This is a genomic window from Mesorhizobium sp. M7D.F.Ca.US.005.01.1.1 (genome assembly GCF_003952545.1).
GTDB classification, from domain to species: Bacteria; Pseudomonadota; Alphaproteobacteria; order Rhizobiales; family Rhizobiaceae; genus Mesorhizobium; species Mesorhizobium loti.
This window is the reverse complement of sequence record NZ_CP034453.1, coordinates 4,705,143-4,722,818: the sequence shown is the minus strand read 5'-3', so window position 1 is coordinate 4,722,818 and position 17,676 is coordinate 4,705,143. Positions and strand designations below refer to the sequence as shown.

Genomic DNA, 17,676 nt, shown 5'->3' with positions numbered 1-17,676 from the left:
TCAAAAACCCGGAACAGGCCGGGTCTTTCCACTCAATCGAGCGCCAAGCGTTAAAGCCGCCGGAAAGTTCTTGATCACGGCGCGCATCACCATCCCGCTGCCAGGCCCAAGCGCTATTCGGGCAATCAAGGCTGCGGCACGCACACGGGTCGAGAATTGCCGACGCCATTCCCTTTCGTAGCGACGTCCGGCCTCGTCGTGGCCCTCGTGACCTTTACCCAACGCGATCAGTTCTCTCGCAAGGAGCCAGCCGGATTGCAGCGCCATCGAAATCCCTTCCGCGATTACAGGGTGTGACTCACCTGCGATGTTGCCGACGCGGAAGATGCCCTGATCATAGCCAGCTCGAATACCGGGATGGATCGGTCCCGCGGCGAGCCATGGGCCATCCAATTCGGCACCGGCCAGCACAGTTTCCACGCCTCGGCACGAGGCCACGACGTGGCGCCACAATGCATCCGACGCCGCAATGTTTCCATAACGCCGGCGCAGGCCGGATAGAACATCTCGGCGGATGCAGCAGGAAATTGAAGCCCGGCCATGGTCTGCCGTTACCATTCCCCCATAGCCGCCCTGGAATACCAGCAGCGGCATCAGGTCGGGCGCCAGCGCGGCGCCGGTAAAATGCGCTTTGAAACCGAAAAGGTCAGAAGGTTGGCTCGCTCTTTCAAACTGGCTTGGGAGTTTCCCGATTTCCCAGGATCCGTGCGCGGCAATAATTACAGGTGCGCTAACAACCTTTTGTTGCTGGCCCGCCTCCACGGTCACAAACTGCAAATCATCGTGCCGACGAATAGCGACAGCCTTGCAAGGCTGGAGAATTTCGACACCCGCGCGTTCGGCGGCCTGTAACAACATGTAATCCAAACGATCGCGGCCGAGAGCGCGGCCGAGACCCGTCTTGGCGCTCGGCATTCGCGCCTCGGCTGAAACATCGCCAGAAAAGAACCCGACGCGACGTATTTCGGGGCCGGCTTCCGCGCGCCAAGTTTCGCCGACGCCCAACTGGTCGAGCAAGGCAAGGCTGGTGCCCGACATGAATTCGCCGCAGACCTTTCGGCGAGGAAACGCGACCTTCTCCACCATCGCCACCGACCAACCATGTTGGGCCAGCGCAATGGCGGTAGAACTGCCGGCAGGGCCGGCACCGATGACAATTGCGTCGTGCATCATTTGGTGCCGGGCATACTGGCACCTACAAAACCTTGAGTGAATAGGCCTTTGCGGGCCTCCATCACGGGCATTCCACCTGACAGCTGCCACAATTGTGAAAGTTCCGTGCCGCGAAAACCGGAGCGGACACTTTGCGTCGCGTCGTTCAGTGTAACCGCGCAGGCGCCGATCAGTCGCAGGAGCCGCGTAGCGGCAAGTGGCCCCTTGGCCCTGAGCGGCTCCGTCGCGACGAGCATCGGGGCCATCGTCATGATCCGGGAAAACAGCTCCAGGAGGCGCGTGTCGTCGAAGTGATGGAGGATGAGGTTGGCGCAAACAAGATCGAAGGGCCTGTCCCCTGTCCAATCGAATATATCGGCGGTTACAGGTTGCGCCCGCCAACCAAATTCAGCGAAAGAGTTGCACACATCCTTGCTGATCAGGTCGATCCTGTCGACCATGACGATCTCCACATCGGGCCAACGCCGCGCCATCAGCCGCGCCACTCTCAGCATGAACTTTCCGTCACCGGCACCGAGTTCGAGGATGCGCAGCGGCGCTGTCGGCACGTTCGTTCGCAAGAGCGATGCCATGATCCTGGCCTGGAACATCAATGCGTTGATACGAACGAGATCACGACGGGATGCAATCGCACCAGGATCGTCGGCCGGGAGGCCGTCGAGGAGTTCTGGCTCCAGATGCCTGATGTTTATGTCGGTCATGCGATGGATCGGAAATCTAAGGCTTCAGCCGGCAATCCGGCAAATAGAATTCGGTCGTACCTTTATGGCCGCGCACTGTTCATGGCGGAACTCGCATGTGAACTCAGTCCGGACGGCGAAGCCGAAGGTCGGCCCCTTTCATACAAGATCGGAGGCTGGTATCACAGTTTGCTAATGAGAAATATCGGCACCGCGCAATAAAATACCTTATGCCGACGTTTGCCTTAGGAAACGCTTCCCCAATTCCTAGACCTCTTATGAGACCCGATTGGGCTCATTGTCGGAGCAATTTTGTCCTCTCAAGCGTATCTGAACCGTATTGCCACGTCAGTTCCAGAACACGACGTGCATCAATTCTTCCTCCGCTATGGAGCTTCGCTGCTTGAAAACGATGCCCAGCGTCTTACGCTTTTCGAGCGAATGGTCAGTCTCGCCGGCATCGAACATCGCTATTCCTGCTTTGCGCCCGCCGACGATCCGCGCGGCGGGGCAATCGACCGTGACGGCACCTCGGTCAGGGGCTCCTTCGCCAGCACAGCAATTCGTATGCAGATGTACGAAGCCGCCGCGCCGGAGCTCGCGCAAAAGGCCGTCGACACGCTGCTGGCCGACGACGACCGCTCGCTGATCACGCATTTGATCGTGACGAGCTGCACCGGCTTTTCAGCGCCTGGCATCGACCTCGAACTGGTGCAGCGATGCGGCCTGCCGACGTCGGTCGAGCGCACCATCGTCGGCTTCATGGGATGCTATGCCGCCATCAACGCCTTGAAGCTGTCTCGCCATATCGTGCGCTCCGACCCGAACGCCCGAGTGCTGATCGTCAACATCGAATTGTGCACGCTGCATTTCAGGGAAGCCACCGAGCTTGAGAAGCTGATCTCGTTCTGCCTGTGGGGCGACGGTTGCGCGGCCGCACTGGTAACGGCCGAACCGCACGGCATCCTGCTGGAAAGCTTCCACGCCATCGTGGCAGTGGAGCGCAAGGAGTTGATGAGCTGGCACATCCGCGACGCCGGTTTTGAGATGGTGCTGTCCGGCCAGGTTCCCGGCGCGGTTCGCGAGACGCTGCGCAACGACCATGCGGCCATCCTCGGCGGCAGGCCCGCCAAGGAGATCGATTTGTGGGCGGTGCATCCCGGCGGCCGCTCTGTGCTCGACGCGGTCGAGCGGGCACTCAAACTGGAGCCGACCGCGCTCGCCGTATCGCGCGAAGTGCTCCGGCAATACGGCAATATGTCATCGGCGACCGTGATGTTCGTGATGGCTGAAATGCTGAAGGAGCCGTCGGGCTTGCTCGGCTGCGGCATGGCGTTTGGGCCGGGATTGACCACCGAGACCATGATGTTCCGGACTGCCTGATGAAGGCCCTGCACGAAAGCATCTCGCTCGCAGCCCGTCGGCTGGCGCCCTATTTGCCGTATCCGCACTTCATGTGCGTGGCACCTCTTGACGCCGTGCTGCGGATTCTATGGCGCGCGGAAGGTAACATTCCCCCCGCCTACTGGCCGCGCCTGGTGCTCCTGCTCCTGCTTTCGGGGGTCAATACAGTCGCCTCCCTGCCGGAGCGCGTGATCCTTGCGGCATGGCTGCGGCTACGACCTCCCCAGATGGGGAGGGATAATGCCCCCGTGTTCGTCCTCGGCTACTTCCGATCCGGAACGACGTTTTTGCAGAACCTGCTGGCAGCCGACCCAGACCTGAGATCGCCGAGTTGGCCGCAGGTCCTGGCCCCTCAGGCATTCGTCCCTGGATGGTTTCTCCTGCGCTACCTTTTCGTGCCGTTGCTGCCGTTGACGCGCCTTGGCGCAGTCGTGCCAGTGGGCGCCAAGCTGCCGGGGGAGGACGACTTCGCGTTGAACAATCTGGGAGGGATGTCCGTCCTCGCGGGACGCGCCATACTTCCCCGCCGGCAAGCCTTCTTTAATCGATTTCACGATCTCGACGCGCTTTCGAAGGGGGAGTTAAGCCGCTGGCGCTCGCATCAGTTCGGTTTCGTTCAGAAGCTTACTCTCGTTGCAGGCGGACGGCGACTTCTGCTCAAATCGCCGAGCCATACGGCGCGCGTCCGCTACCTCCAGGAACTGTTTCCGGGCGCCAAGTTTGTCCACATCTCCCGTTCGCCGGAAGTCGTGTTCCGGTCCAACCTCCTTCTGGCGCGCGAATTGCAACGTGCGTTCGCCCTGCAGCCGCCACTGCCCGAGGATGAGCAGGAGGAGATCATCACCTGCGAATATCTCGCGACAGAGATGCACTATCTAGCCGATAGAGCTCAGATTCCAGCCGCCGACCTCGCGGAAGTGCGGCTGCAGGATCTCACCGCCGACCCCGTGGGTGAGATGAAGCGGATCTACCGTGAACTGGGCCTGCCATTTTCCCGCGGCTGCGAGGAGCGGATACTGCAGGTCGCCGCGACGTTCGGCAAACAGGTGCGTAGCCGCCATCCCGACCTGACGGAAAGGCAGAAAGCGCGGGTCGCTCGCCTCGAACCGCTGGCTGCCGCTTTTGGGCATGCGTCTCTACAGGCTCCCGAGACGCTCGATGTTGACAGCCAACAGCGCATTGGATGACATAGGATCATGACAGCAGGCCCATGGTCGTACGCAAGCTGGGCAGCTTTGGCCCGGCTGTTGCTTGTCCCGGTGCTACTCGCGATCTGCGCCCCATCGCTTTCGGCAGCTGCCGATGAGCAGAGTGACGCGGTCAAGTTGGTTGAGACTGTGCGCCAGGCGGCGATAGTGCTTGGGCACGGTGGACCTGCAGAGTCGCAGCTCCGCTCGATCTCCGCGGCGTTCGACGGTAGGGGGATCGCGCAAGCCGTGCTCGGGACGTATTGGCGCCGGGCGAGTGCAGACGACCGCGCCTCGGTGGTCGATGCGCTTCTGTATGCTATTGCACACAGGCTGGCCGAAAGGCTGGAGCGGACGCAGGACAAGACTTTCACCGTGCTCGGCACAAAGGCTCTGGCTAACGGCGACATCCTGGTGCGCAGCGAATTCCGCCGGCCGCTACACGGCCCAACGCCAGTGGACTGGCGTGTCCGCCACTGCCGCGGACAGCTCTGCATCGGCGATGTCTTTGTCGACGGCGGCTCCGTGACCGTGCAGCAGCGGGACCGTGTTGGCCAACTGCTCGCCGGCAACGGCGGCTCGATCCCAGCACTTGTCGCCGATCTCAGGAAAGGCCGGGTATGACGCCTCGCTTGTGCTCATGTCCCTCCTCGTCGAATTGAGCAATGTCGGCCGCGACTTTGATGGCGGTCGTATTGTCGCCGTTGACGGTGTGTCGCTTGCGATCGAGGATGATGAGACCGTCGCCATTGTCGGCCGCAGCGGGAGCGGCAAGTCCACGATCCTGAACCTGGTCTGCGGCCTCGACCGGCCGACGCGCGGCGAAGTTCGGTTCGAAGGACGGGCCGTCAACGGGAGGGCAGCATGGGCAGCCGTGCGGGCCAGCAGGATCGGCATCGTTTTCCAGAACTTCTTCCTGCTCCAGTCCTTATCGGCGCGCGAGAATATCGAGGTGGCTTTGTTGGGAAACCTCGGCGGAGCGCGGCAGCGTCGCGTTCGCGCGCTCGAACTTCTGGCACATTTCGGTCTTGCCGAACGCGCTACGCTCCGGCCGGCCGAGCTTTCGGGCGGCGAACGTCAGCGGCTTGCAATTGCGCGGGCGCTTGCCAACCGTCCGAAGCTTCTCGTTGCGGACGAGCCGACAGGAAGTCTCGACGTGCAGACGAGCCAGTCCGTGATGAGCATCATTGGCAACGCGCATCGCGAGTTCGGTACCGCAGTGATCGTGGTGACCCATGACGAGGACGTGGCCGCGCTGTGCGGTCGGCGCGTCGAGATATCCGACGGCCGCATCCGTTCGGACAACCGAATGACGGCGATGTCGACGCCCGCGCCGACGTTGCGGATCCGCTAACCCATGACAGAGCTGACCCTTCCCTTGCGCGGTCTCATTTCGCGCCCGCTTCGCACCCTCCTCACGGTTCTCGGCATCGCTCTGGCGGTCGCGGGGTTTGTGGCGCTTACCGGCCTGACCGCTGGCGTCCAGCACTCATTTGCTTCAGGAATCAATGAGAACGGTGCGGACTTGGTGGTGAGCCAACGCAGTGCGTTCAACCTCGTGAGCAGCGCCGTGCCCAAGTCGCTGAGCTCCGGGCTTTCCGCGGTACCAAACGTCGAGGCCGTGTCGGGCATTCTCCTGAACATCACCACCGCTGACGACGCTGCAAATATTGTCATGGCCGGCTGGCCGAGCGACAGCTTCCTGTGGAAAGACATGCACCTCCTGGCGGGGCGAATCCCTGCACCGGGGGACCAGTGGTCCGTGATCCTTGGCGAATCGATCGCCAGCGCATTGGACAAGCGGGTGGGTGATACCGTCGAGCTGCAGTTCCAGCCCTATAGGATTGTCGGCATCGCGTCGTTCTCGTCCGTGCTGAACCAGAACAGCGCGATCGTTCCGCTTGAAGGACTGCAGCAACTCCTGTCGCGGGAGGACGTTTTTACCTTGTACGAGGTGAGGTTGAAGCGCCCACTCGACAAGAATGACATCGCCGTTGCCCGAACCCGGCTCATCGCAGCCGCACAGGGGTTTGAGGTAGGTGACACCGAGCAGTTTTCCAGCAGCATCCGTATCTTCGATCTGCTTCGGGCGATTGCCCAGACAATTTCACTGGTTGTCATGGCGATGGCCTCTGTCGCCGTCGCCAATACACTTCTGATGGCCGTGAACGAACGGACGTTCGAGATTGGAGTTCTCGCGGCGCTTGGCTGGTCACCGCGGCGAATTCTTCGGCTCATTCTCATCGAAGGCGTGATCATGAGCGCAGCCGGCGGGGTCATCGGGATCATTCTCGGCGTCCTCACGATGGAGATGGCGGCGAAGACAAACTTCGCGGCGGGCTTGATCGTGCCGTACCTGTCAGGCTGGTCGATCGCGCAGGCGCTGATCTTCGTCTTCATCGCTGGCCCCCTCGGCGCGCTCTACCCGGCCTGGCGCGCTACACGTCTTCTCCCCGCCGACGCGCTTCGCAGGATCTGACGCCGGGGGGCGAGTATTATTTGAGTAAGCGGATCATGCGGGGCAGGCTTTGGAGGACCTGGAGTGTGGTGGTCGGCCATGTCTGCCTTCAGGAAATAAAAAGCGCTTCTCGACGGCCGATATGCGGCGCCAAGCTGTCATGTGCGCTTTCACCTGGGAGAGTCCGCTTCTGACCGATGTTGAAAAGTCCGCGTCGGGGGCTGCCAACGGCATTTGCATAGAACGGCATTCCGCGAACTCAGGACCGGAACCTGACGGCTTCGAAGGTTCTCGATTCAGCCGACCGAGCAATTGCATCGACGGTTTCGGCAACACGGTAGCCGTCCTCGAACGTGGCTCGCGGTGCGATCGGCTTGCCGCCTTCCACGGCCTCCAGCATGTGTCTAGCCTGGATGGGCGAAACACTCGTTCCAGCCGAGCGGATGCTGGCCCTGGATGCCCATCGGCAGCCAGAAGTCGCTGTAAGGATGGCCGGCCTGCGTCACCATCTGCACCCGTGGACCGCGCTTCGGCTCGTAGATGACCAACTCGTTCAGCCGCTCCATGTGGAAAGCGACGGAGCCTCTTGTGCCGTCGAACTCGATGAAGCCGCCGAGATTGTGGGCTCCAGCCACGCGCGTCGCTTCGAACGCCGCCGTCGCTCCGTTTTCGAGCCGTGCCGCGCAGACGAAAGCATCGTCGTTGACGTCAAGGATCTGGTTTGAGGAATCCTTGCTCCATGTTCCAGTCATGGCCGCGACCTCGGCGACCTCGCCGACAAGGAAGCGCGCCTGGTCAATATGGTGTGAGCCGAGATCGCCTAGCGCGCCGAGGCCGGCCTGTGCCTTGCTGAAACGCCAGTTCAGGGGACCGCCAGTCAGCATGTTCAAAAAGTTGAAACTTGGCGCAAAAAAAAATTGAAACTTGACCAAACTTGCTTCAACGCCACCCTCCTTGAAACCCTTGCAGAACAAGGGGTTGGAGGGTGGCGCGAGTGACGGGGCTCGAACCCGCGACCTCCGGCGTGACAGGCCGGCACTCTAACCAACTGAGCTACACCCGCGCATGGCGAACACGTGTCAGCCGTGTTCGTCGTTGGGGCGCTGGATAAGGGGTTCGCCACCGGGTGTCAAGCGTGACAGGACAGCATAACAGCAAACAGGAGAAGGTTTTTTGACAGCCGGCGTTTTGTTGGCAAAACCGGCATCCAACCAAGGCGTCTTGCGCTCATTTGGCCTTGCGAAGCCGATCCTGACCGCTTAAAGGTCCGGCCCGGAGCGGGCGATTAGCTCAGTTGGTAGAGCGCTTCGTTTACACCGAAGATGTCGGCGGTTCGAGCCCGTCATCGCCCACCATTCCAATCACACGACCCATCCACGGCCGCGTCAATGACGAAGCCCACGGTATGGCGTGCCTGGCTGTCCATTCGCCGCCGCGTCACAAACCCGCAGCAGATCGGCATGAATGTTTCTGGAGTTCAGCAACTCGGCCGCTTCCGGGTAGCCCTCGGCGAGCAATGCGGCAATGATCTCGGCTGGCGAGTGGTGGACACCACCCTCGGCCAAAGCATGAGCCCGCTGGTAGATATGACTGGTTCTGATTTTATTGGCCATTGCCAAACATCCCCCTTGATCAGCACTAGATGAACAACCTTTGAGATGCGAAGTTGTTCCGCTGCAACTTGTGGGGGGAATGTTTGCAACTAATGCGCGGGCGATGGATCTGTCGCTTGAAGTACGGCTCTTATTCCCGCTTGTTGTCAGGGACTCAGCGGTCCATCGTCATTCCTGCAACGATCACGGCGGCAGGAGCCGGAAGTCGTTACCTTCCGGCAGCAGTTGGCCGCCATCGACGATGATGGTCGTGCCGGTGATGTAGCTGGCATCGTCGGAGGCGAGGAACAGGAAGGCGTTGGCGACGTCGCGCGGGCTGCCGAGGCGGCCGAGTGGAATGGAGTCCTCCATGTTCTTGATGTAGGCAGCACCCCGATGCAGTTCGATGGCCTCGGTGAGGATGTTGCCGGGCTCGACACCGTTGACGGTGATGCCGTAACCGGAGAATTCGAGCGCCGCCGCACGGATGAAGCCGTTGATGCCGGCCTTGCTGGCCGAATAATGGCCATGGCCGGGGCTGGTGACATGCGGGCCGGTGATGGAGGAGGTGTAGAGCATGCGGCCAAAGCCTTGCGCCTTCATCGGCACCAGGGCCGCGCGGCTGGCATTGAAGGTGCCGCGCAGATTGACCGCCATGACGCGGTCCCAGTCGTCGGCGCTGGTGTTTTCGATCAGCTGCCAGGGATAGATGCCGGCATTCTGCACGATGATGTCGAGGCGGCCATGGAGCTTGAGCGCCAGCGCGACGGCTGCCTCGGCATCGCTCATTTGCGAGATATCGGTGCGGATGAAGGGAACGCCCAGCTCGTGCGCGGTCGCTTGCCCGGCCTCGACTTCGGTGTCGGCCAGCACCAGCCTCGCGCCTTCCTCGGCAAAGCGGAGTGCAATGCCCTTGCCGATGCCGCGGGCGCTGCCGACGATCAGCGCCACCTTGTCTTTCAGTCGTCCGGTCATGCGAGCCGTCCTGTCATGCGAGTCTTTGGCGGATGGTTTGCTTGAAAGCGTCGAGCAGCACGGCGGCCAGCACCAGCAGGCCATGGATCACCTGGGTGAAGTTGGCCGGCAGGCCCATCAGGTTGATCGCCGTGTTGATGGCTGAGAGCAACAGCACGCCGGCATAGACGCCAGGCAGGGTGCCGACGCCGCCTTTCAGACTGACGCCGCCGATTACGACGGCGGCGAAGGCGTTGAATAGCAGACCGACGCCGAGATTGGCGGTGGCGCCTGAGGTGCGGATCGCCAGCAGCCAGCCGGCAAGACCGGCGATGGCGCCGGCGAGAACGAAGGCGATGATGAGATTGCGGTTCACCCGGATGCCGGCGCGGAAGGTGGCCGTCTCGTTGCCGCCGATCATCACGAGATGCCGGCCGAACGGCGTCTTGGCCATGATCAGCGAGAAGACGACGAAACAGGCCACCGCGATCCAGGCGGTGAGCGGCAGGCCGATAAGGCGCTGGATGCCGAACCAGCGGATGGCCGGCGCCAGGTCCTGCGCCGAGCGGCCGCCCGAAATCACGAGCACGAGGCCACGCACCCAGATGTAGGACGCCAGCGTGATGATGAAGGCGCTCATCTTCACCTTGACCACCAGATAGCCGTTGAAAGCGCCGATGAGGCCGCCGACGGCCAGCGCCAGCAGCAGCGACACCGGAACCATCAGCCATTCGGGATGCAATTGAACGCCAAGCCCTATTCCGGACGAGCAGAACAGGATGCCGACCGCCATGGCGCTGAGCGCTGCCACGGATTCGACCGACAGGTCCATGTGACCGGCGATGATCACCAGTGCCAGGCCGATCGACATGACGCCGAGCACGCTGGACGCCTCGATGATGTTAGCGAAGATACCGAGCTGGAAATAGTTCGGGACGAAGATCGAGAAGACCACCAGCACGAACAGCAACATGAACCAGACGAGGTTGTCGAGAACGAACTCCAGGGCTTTGCGTGTGCGCGGGTTCATGGGCTGATCCGGTTGGCGCCCCCCGCGAAATCAACTCGATTTCGTCGGGTTAAGGCGCGGATTCAAATTCGCCACGGCGTCCCTTTGGACGCGGCGTTGTGAAAGGGCAGGCTCCGGGCCGCTACGGCCCGGAGCGCTTTCAAATGACTATTCGACTGATTTGACGGTGTCCGTCGGTGGCTTCTGGTTGCCCCAGAAGGCCGGGTTGTCGACATTTTCCTTGGTGATGGCGGCACCCGGGATCTTGATGTTCGGGCCCCAGGCTTCCTTGGTGACGGTCGATTTCAGGCCGAGCACGTCGTATTCGCCGGGCTTGATCTCTTCCTTCTTGGCGATCTTGTCCATGAACATGGCGACAGCCGCGGCCTGCGCGTAGAGCGGCTGCTCGACTTCGACGTTGAGCCAGCCTTTGCGGATCAGGTCGAGGCCGACCGGAGCGCCGTTCGAGCTCATCAGCATGACGTCGCCCGGCTTCTTGCCGGCGGCCTCGAGCGAGGCAACGGCAGCCACCGAAAGGTGCGCGGCATGGCTGAAGATCAGGTCGATGTCGGGGTTGGCCAGCATCTGGTCGGCAACGATGGTGCCGGCATTGCTGGCTTCCCATTGCATGGCCGGAAGCGAGATGATCTTGACGTCCGGAAACGCCTTCATCTTCTCTTCAAAGCCCTTCTGGATGTCGAGCGTGTAGGGGTCGCCGGGGTCGCCGAGCACCTGCAGGACCTTGCCCTTCACCGAGCCGTTCTTTGCTTTCAGCAGCTTCTCGGCTTGGTCGGCGGCGACGTAGCCGATCTCGACCGTTCCGGCGACAGAGGTGAAGTCGGATGGTGTCGACGTGATCTGGCGGTCGAACTCGACAACCGGGATGCCGGCTGCGCGGGCGGCTTCAATGGACGGCTTCAGTGCATTGAAATCGACGGCGGCAAGAATGATCGCCGCCGGCTTCAGCGCGATGACGTCGTTCATCTGCGACTGCTGGGCGTCGGTCTTGTTGTCGGCGTTCAGCGTCTTCATCTCGTAGCCAGTCTGCTTCAGGAACAGTTCCAGCGCGCTCACCGAGCCGGTCTGGAACTCGTCCAGCAGGGTCGGCACCATATAGTAGACGATACCCTTGGACTGGGCGAATGCCGGCGTGAGCGTGGCAAAGGCCAGTGCCAGGATACCGAAGACAGCAAGAAGTATTCGCTTCATGTCGTTCGCTCCTCTTAAGCCGGACCCCTCTTTTGTCCCTCAGCCCGCCGGTCCGGCACCGGCAAGCGTCTCTCCGGTGATCATGTTGATCACCGCATCGGGACTTGTTTTGTTGCGTGCGACATCGCCGGCCACGACGCCTTGCCGGATCACCACGATCCGGTCGGCGACCTGGAAGGCCTGCTGCATGATATGGGTGATGATGACGACGCCGATGCCCTGGTTCGCCACCTGGCGGATCATGTCGAGGCCGCGCCGCGTCTGTTCGACGCCAAGCGCTGCGAACGGTTCGTCGAGCAGCACCAGCTTGCCGCCCCAGTGCACGAACCGGTTCAGCTCGATGGCCTGCCGCTGGCCGCCCGAAAGATGCTCGACATTGGTGCGCAGCGAGGGAATGCGGGTCCCGGCGCTGGCCAGCGCCTTTCCGACGACGGCTTCCATGGCGCGCTCGTCGAGCACGGGAATGCCGAGAACCTTCCGGGTGATCTCGCGGCCCATGAAGAAATTGGCGACCACGTCGACATTGGTGCACAGCGACAGGTCCTGGTAGACGGTCTCGATGCCCGCCGCCTTGGCCTCGGCGGGCGACCGGGCAAGAAATTCCTTGCCTTCGAACAGCATACGGCCCGAGGTCGGCTCCAGTCCGCCTGCGATGATCTTGACCAGCGTCGATTTGCCGGCGCCATTGTCGCCCAGCAGCGCCACGACCTCGCCCTTGCCGATCGAGAAGCTGATCCCCTTGAGCGCTTCGATCGCGCCATAGTTCTTGGTGACGTTGTCGAGCACCAGCAGGGGTTCGTTCATGCCGCAATCTCCCTGGCTTTGAGAAGGTCGCGCTCGCGCTCGCGTTCGGCAGCGAACATCTGCCCGAAGCGGGGTGACAGCACCCCCGAAACCGCAAGGGCGGCAGCACCGCGCAACACCGAATGTTGCCCGCCGCGCGCGACGAGAATTCGAGGCGTCGTGCGGTCCTTCCGTGCGGAAACGGAGTTGTGCAAGCCGCCGGCCGAACCAGCCAGCCGTTCGAGCAGATCGGCGGATGCCAGCCCGCCGAGGATGACCGTCTCCGGGTCGAACAGGTTCTCGATGATGGCGACGGCATTGTGGAAGATCGGGCCGACTTCAGCCACCCAATCGGCCTCGCTGCCGTTCCAGCGCCGAAGCGCCTCGAGCGAGAGGTATCTTTCGAGACAGCCGCTGTTGCCGCACGGGCAAGCCTCGCCGCCGGGAACGACGGGAATGTGTCCGATCTCGCCGGCATTTCCCCAGGCGCCGCGCAAGGCGCCGCCGTCATGAACCATGACACCGCCAAGGCCGACGCCGAAATAGAGATAGTAGTATTCGGAAAACTGGGCGCCGAGGCCGTAGAGGCGCTCGCCCATGGCCGCTGCCGCCATGTCGGTTTCAAAGAAGGCCGGCAATCCGGTCGAGGCAGCCAGCCGCTCGCGCAGCGCCACATCCTTCCAGCCGGTCATGGTGGTCGGGCCGACAAAACTCATGGATTCGACGCCGAACGGTCCGGGCAGGGCCAGGCCGACCCCGAGCACCCGTCCGCCAGCCCGCAGTCTGGTCAATTCGATCACCATCGCCCCGATCAGGTCGAAGGCATGGTCCGGCGCCGCGTTCGGAGCTTCGCGATAGTTGCTCTCGATCACGTCGCCGCTCAGATTGATCAAGGCGGCACTGATGCCGAGCGGGGTGATGTGGACGCCGACGGCATAGCCGCCCTCGGGGTTGATGCGCAGGGTCGCCGGGGGCAGGCCGCGCCCCTTCGGCTCTTCGCGCAGCGACAGGATGTAGCCTTGGTCTTCCAGTTCGCGGACGATGGTCGACACGGTCTGGACGGTGAGGCCGACACGCCGGGCAATCTCGCCGCGGGCGATCGGTCCATGCAGGCGGATGGACTCAAGCACGATGCGCCGGTTGTACGGCCGCCCGAACTCCTGATTGGTCCCCCGCAGTGCCATGACGTGCGCCCCTTGGAGAGGGTAACTTGGCACCGCTTATTTATTCAGTCAAATGGAATTCAAAAATAAATGGTGGCGAAACCCGAATCCATGGAAGGCCGTGAAAGGACGCATCCTGCTCAGGACCTGCTTACGCGCCGCGCTGGCTGATTGCCGGCTTGTCGAAACCGTTTCAAAGGTGGCGAACCCGACCGTTGATCCGACAAAGCATGGAGCAAAGATGATCGAATTGCCGTTTGCCCGCGACGAGTACCAACAGCGGCTGCGCAAGATCCGCACCGAGATGGCCAAACGCGGTCTCGAACTCCTTGTCGTCAACGACGTTGCCAACCAGCACTACATCACCGGCTATGATGGCTGGTCATTCTACACGCCCCAGGTGGTGCTCGTTCCAGTCGAAGACGTTGAGCCGGTCTGGATCGGGCGCGCCATGGATGCGGCCGGCGGTCTTCTGACAGCCTGGATGAAGCCGGAAAACGTGGTTGGCTTCCCGGAGGACCACGTCCAGCGTGTCGACCGCCATCCCATGGACTGGATCGCGGATTGGATCGTCGCGAAGGGCTGGGGTCTCAGACACATCGGCATCGAACTCGAAGCCTATTATTTCTCTCCCAAAGCACATGCCAGGCTTGTCGCCGGACTTCCCAACGCAAAATGGCATGATGCCGATCTGCTGGTGAACTGGATCAGAGCGGTCAAATCGGCGCCCGAGATCGCCTATTTGCGCAAGGCATCGACCTTGGCCGAAGCGGCCGTCACGCGGGCCTTCGAAGTGATCGCGCCGGGTGTTCGCGAGTGCGATGCCATCGCCGCCATCCAGGCGGCGCAGATCGCCGGTAGTGCGGACTTCGCGGGTGACATCACCGCGCTGCCGCCGACAATTCTCGGCGGCGAAAATGCGTCCGCGCCGCACATCATGTGGAGCGACAGGCGGTTTGGGGACAACGAGACGATTGCGCTCGAACTTGCCGGCGTCTGCCGCCGCTATGCCGCCGGGCTGGCGCGAACCCTGCAGCTTGGCAAAACACCGACAAATGTCTCGGATACGGCAAAAGCGGTGCTCGAAGGCATGGATGCGGTGCTCGATGCGGTCAGGCCGGGAACATCAGCCGAAGCGGTCGAGGGCGCTTGGCGCAAGGTCATTCAACGCTACGGACTGAAGAAGGAGTCGCGCATCGGCTATTCGATCGGCGTCGCCTATCCGCCGGATTGGGGCGAGCACACGATCAGCCTCAGGCCGGGCGACAAGACTGTGCTTGAACCGGGCAACGTCGTGCATTCCATCCTCGGCATGTGGATGGACGGCTGGGGCATCGAGATCAGCGAGACCATCCTGGTCACCGAAACCGGCCATGAGACGCTGACCAGGTTCCCGCGAGAGATCCATGTCAAATCCTGAGGGTCCGGCCATGGCAAGCGGTTCTGCGAATCCCGACACGACCGATATCGATGCCGGAATTCTCGACCGGATGATCGAGATCCGCCGCCATCTGCACCGCAATCCGGAGCTTTCGAACCGCGAAGCCAACACGCAGCGTTATCTCAGGCAGATGCTGGTGGATCAGGGAATTGCCGACATTCGCGATGTCGCGGGCTTTGGCCTCGCGGTCGACATTGTCGGCACCGGCAAGCCGTCAAATCGAAAGCTGGCTATTCGCGCCGACATCGACGCCTTGCCGATCGAGGAGGAGTCCGGTGTCGAATTCGCATCGATGAACCCAGGTGTGATGCATGCCTGCGGCCATGATGCGCACGCATCGATGGCCTTTGCGGTCGCCGCGCATCTTCACCAGTCAAGGGACGACTTTGGCGGAACCGTCCGCCTGTTCTTCCAGCCGGCGGAGGAAGACGAACCGTCGGGCGGCAAGCGGGTGGTGGAGGAGGGGCTTCTCGACGACATCGACGCCGCCATCTGCGTCCACGTCGATCCGTACACGCCGACCGGCAAGATCGCCGTGAGTTCCGGCCCTTATACTCTGGCCTGCGATACATTTGATGTTTTCGTCACCGGCTCGGCCGCGCATGCGGCAAAGCCGTATGAGGGCATCGACGCGATTGCCGTAGCCTGCGCCATGGTCGGGGAATTGCAGAAGATCGTCTCGCGCGAGATCGATCCCTACGATCCCCTGGTCATTTCAGTCACCGGCATCAACGGCGGCAACGCCTACAACGTGATCGCCGGCAAGGTCACCTTGAAAGGCACCATCCGCAGCGGCAGCGACGCCACCCGCGAGCGGGCCTGGCGGCGCGTTCGTGCGATATTGGAGGCAATAGCAACGGCCCACGGCGCCAGTGTGCAGCTCGACATCCACAAGGGCGAACCCGGCGTCGTCAACGACGTCGAGATGACGGAGTTGATTGTCGCCAGTGCCAAGGCCTGCATCGGGGTTGACAATGTTCTCAGCACGCCTGGATGGACGATCGCGGACGACTTTGGCTACTACAGCGAGAAGTGTCCGTCGGTCTACTTCCGGCTCGGCATCCGCAACGAGGCGGTCGGATCGGTGTTTCCGCTTCACCATGCCCGGTTTCGCGTCGATGAGGCCGCCTTGAAGGTCGGCGCGGCCACCCTGGTTTCGGCAGCGACCTCGTTTCTGTCGATGCACCGGGAAAACTGACCAACGGACGGTGGAAAGCGCTCATGGTCCATCAACGGCCACGATCGGCCATCGGCCGCATCGAGCAGAATCCCGAAATCGCCTACAGATACTGGGCGACCTTCTTGCCGACAGTCAGGAAGCGCAGGGGATCGATGGCTTCGCCATTGTGGCGGACCTCGTAGTGCAAATGCGGGCCGGTCGAGCGGCCGCTGCTGCCGGTCTTGCCGATGACGGCGCCGGCGTCCAGTTTCTCGCCCACAGTCACGTCGATCTCGCTGAGATGTCCGTAGCGCGTCGCAAAACCATTGCCGTGGTCGACTTCCACCATGCGGCCATAGCCGCCGTTCCAACCTGCCTTGGTGACGATGCCGGGCGCCGTGACCTTTGCGGCCATACCGATCGGCGCCCTGAAATCCATGCCGGAATGGAGTGCCGCGGTGCCGAGGATAGGGTCGGTGCGCACGCCGAACGGGCTGGTGACGGAGTGGCCCGGCGCCGGATTGGTGAGCGGCAGCTGGCGCGCTTCCTTCTTGAGGTGGTCGAGCGCGTCAAGCGCTTCGTCCAACTCCTTGACCTTGCTGTCGAACATCATCGAACTGTCGAGTGGGATCAGCGGTCCGCCGACATCGCTATCGCCCTTGCCGAAGTCGCTGTCGACGGGCAGCCCGGCTGCTTGAAGCGCCTGGGTGATCGCGTCGGCGCTCTTGTAGGCGTTGTCGGCAAGCGTGCTGATGCGGGTGAGCTGGTCGCTCTCGATGGATTTCAGCGACTGGTTGATCGAGACGAACAGCTTGTCGGCACGATCTGCGGCTGAATCGTTGGGCAGTGGATCGGAGCGCGTCGACCACAGCGAGAATGGCCTGGTGTCGCCGGAGCCGAGGTCGGCGCTCAGGCTGGCGACCGCATAGCTCTGCGCAGGTGGGGCGATGCTGCCGGTCACTTCGGTGCGTTTGTCCGGCTTCGCAACCGCTGCCGGATCTTCGGCCGGCGCCGCGCCGACTTCGTTCTCGGCGCGTTCAAGCAGCGGGCCAAGCCGACCGTGGCGCTGACTCAGCTGGCTCTGGCGTTCAAGCAGTTCGCTGACCTTGGTTTCCATCAATTGCTGGTCGAGCAACTGGCGACTGGTGATGCGGTCGACCTGGGCGCGAAGCGCCGAAATGCGGTCTTCATAGGCTTGCTGCATGCGCGCCTGCCGCGCCGTGGTGGCGCCGATCAGGTCGTCGCGCAGTACGAGATAGGAGGTGGCCATGAGGTAGCCGATGGCAATGGCAGCGAGCGCCGAGCCAATAAAGGCCACGAGCCAGGGGCGGATCGTGAAGTGCCTGATCTCGTTGCCCCGGGCGATGATGACCGTATGGGGCTCCTTGCGCCTGCCGAAGACTGCTGACTGACCGGTTGCGTTCACGGGACCAAGCTTTCGGTTACGACACCACGACAGCTCGA

At 62.3% G+C, this 17,676-nt stretch carries 17 protein-coding genes and 2 tRNA genes; 8 read left to right on the top strand and 11 right to left on the bottom strand.

Annotated elements, in window-relative coordinates; genetic code table 11:
- Nucleotides 1-1,170 (bottom strand): NAD(P)/FAD-dependent oxidoreductase, encoded by a 1,170-nt coding sequence (locus EJ076_RS22860; RefSeq protein WP_245462864.1) that lies wholly within the window; start codon nucleotides 1,168-1,170, stop codon nucleotides 1-3.
- Nucleotides 1,170-1,874, bottom strand: coding sequence for a class I SAM-dependent methyltransferase (locus EJ076_RS22855; protein WP_126069353.1), 705 nt, complete (start codon nucleotides 1,872-1,874; stop codon nucleotides 1,170-1,172). Before EJ076_RS22855 ends, EJ076_RS22860 begins: the two co-directional genes overlap by 1 nt.
- A gap of 345 nt (nucleotides 1,875-2,219) precedes the next feature.
- Here EJ076_RS22855 and EJ076_RS22850 point away from each other — a divergent pair, with 345 nt between their 5' ends.
- The 5 genes from EJ076_RS22850 (at nucleotide 2,220) to EJ076_RS22830 (ending at nucleotide 6,923) form a co-directional block, all read left to right on the top strand.
- Nucleotides 2,220-3,236, top strand: a complete 1,017-nt coding sequence (locus tag EJ076_RS22850; RefSeq protein WP_245462863.1) for a type III polyketide synthase — start codon at nucleotides 2,220-2,222, stop codon at nucleotides 3,234-3,236.
- Entirely contained in the window at nucleotides 3,236-4,444 is a 1,209-nt protein-coding gene (locus tag EJ076_RS22845) for a sulfotransferase (protein ID WP_126069351.1), read from the top strand. Before EJ076_RS22850 ends, EJ076_RS22845 begins: the two co-directional genes overlap by 1 nt.
- 249 nt (nucleotides 4,445-4,693) lie before the next feature.
- Entirely contained in the window at nucleotides 4,694-5,068 is a 375-nt protein-coding gene (locus EJ076_RS35290; protein ID WP_164548709.1) for an ABC transporter substrate-binding protein, read from the top strand.
- The gene (locus tag EJ076_RS22835; protein WP_206438731.1) at nucleotides 5,037-5,798 is read left to right on the top strand and encodes an ABC transporter ATP-binding protein; all 762 of its coding nucleotides are present in this window, start codon (nucleotides 5,037-5,039) and stop codon (nucleotides 5,796-5,798) included. The genes EJ076_RS35290 and EJ076_RS22835 overlap by 32 nt, the downstream gene beginning before the upstream one ends.
- A gap of 3 nt (nucleotides 5,799-5,801) precedes the next feature.
- Complete coding sequence (locus EJ076_RS22830) at nucleotides 5,802-6,923, top strand: ABC transporter permease (protein ID WP_126069349.1); 1,122 nt, start codon at nucleotides 5,802-5,804, stop codon at nucleotides 6,921-6,923.
- 383 nt (nucleotides 6,924-7,306) lie between these two features.
- Here the strand turns inward: EJ076_RS22830 and EJ076_RS22825 are convergent, their stop codons facing one another.
- Nucleotides 7,307-7,786 (bottom strand): Gfo/Idh/MocA family oxidoreductase, encoded by a 480-nt coding sequence (locus EJ076_RS22825; RefSeq protein WP_245463105.1) that lies wholly within the window; start codon nucleotides 7,784-7,786, stop codon nucleotides 7,307-7,309.
- A gap of 102 nt (nucleotides 7,787-7,888) precedes the next feature.
- Nucleotides 7,889-7,965 (bottom strand) — tRNA-Asp (locus tag EJ076_RS22820).
- Between the two features lie 216 nt (nucleotides 7,966-8,181).
- Here EJ076_RS22820 and EJ076_RS22815 point away from each other — a divergent pair.
- A tRNA-Val gene (locus EJ076_RS22815) sits at nucleotides 8,182-8,257 on the top strand.
- Nucleotides 8,258-8,287: 30 nt separating this feature from the next.
- Here the strand turns inward: EJ076_RS22815 and EJ076_RS22810 are convergent.
- From EJ076_RS22810 to EJ076_RS22785, 6 genes are all read right to left on the bottom strand, one after another.
- Nucleotides 8,288-8,515, bottom strand: coding sequence for a hypothetical protein (locus tag EJ076_RS22810; protein WP_126069347.1), 228 nt, complete (start codon nucleotides 8,513-8,515; stop codon nucleotides 8,288-8,290).
- Nucleotides 8,516-8,698: 183 nt separating this feature from the next.
- Nucleotides 8,699-9,469 carry an SDR family NAD(P)-dependent oxidoreductase gene (locus tag EJ076_RS22805; RefSeq protein WP_109669558.1) on the bottom strand — a complete coding sequence of 257 codons (771 nt, stop codon included), beginning with the start codon at nucleotides 9,467-9,469 and terminating at the stop codon, nucleotides 8,699-8,701.
- A gap of 13 nt (nucleotides 9,470-9,482) precedes the next feature.
- A complete protein-coding gene (locus EJ076_RS22800; RefSeq protein ID WP_126069346.1) occupies nucleotides 9,483-10,478 on the bottom strand; it encodes an ABC transporter permease in 996 nt (331 codons plus the stop codon).
- 147 nt (nucleotides 10,479-10,625) lie between these two features.
- Complete coding sequence (locus EJ076_RS22795) at nucleotides 10,626-11,666, bottom strand: sugar ABC transporter substrate-binding protein (RefSeq protein ID WP_057145852.1); 1,041 nt, start codon at nucleotides 11,664-11,666, stop codon at nucleotides 10,626-10,628.
- 39 nt (nucleotides 11,667-11,705) lie between these two features.
- The gene (locus EJ076_RS22790; protein ID WP_109669560.1) at nucleotides 11,706-12,470 is read right to left on the bottom strand and encodes an ATP-binding cassette domain-containing protein; all 765 of its coding nucleotides are present in this window, start codon (nucleotides 12,468-12,470) and stop codon (nucleotides 11,706-11,708) included.
- Entirely contained in the window at nucleotides 12,467-13,633 is a 1,167-nt protein-coding gene (locus EJ076_RS22785) for an ROK family transcriptional regulator (RefSeq protein WP_109669563.1), read from the bottom strand. Before EJ076_RS22785 ends, EJ076_RS22790 begins: the two co-directional genes overlap by 4 nt.
- 220 nt (nucleotides 13,634-13,853) lie before the next feature.
- Between EJ076_RS22785 and EJ076_RS22780 the strand changes: the two genes are divergently transcribed.
- Together EJ076_RS22780 and EJ076_RS22775 are read left to right on the top strand one after the other, a co-directional pair.
- Entirely contained in the window at nucleotides 13,854-15,032 is a 1,179-nt protein-coding gene (locus EJ076_RS22780) for a M24 family metallopeptidase (protein ID WP_126069345.1), read from the top strand.
- A gap of 10 nt (nucleotides 15,033-15,042) precedes the next feature.
- Nucleotides 15,043-16,251, top strand: coding sequence for an amidohydrolase (locus EJ076_RS22775; RefSeq protein WP_245462862.1), 1,209 nt, complete (start codon nucleotides 15,043-15,045; stop codon nucleotides 16,249-16,251).
- Between the two features lie 82 nt (nucleotides 16,252-16,333).
- Here EJ076_RS22775 and EJ076_RS22770 read toward each other — a convergent pair whose 3' ends face one another.
- On the bottom strand, nucleotides 16,334-17,638 hold the full coding sequence (locus EJ076_RS22770; RefSeq protein ID WP_126069343.1) for a M23 family metallopeptidase: 1,305 nt from the start codon (nucleotides 17,636-17,638) through the stop codon (nucleotides 16,334-16,336).
- Nucleotides 17,639-17,676: the final 38 nt, after the last annotated feature.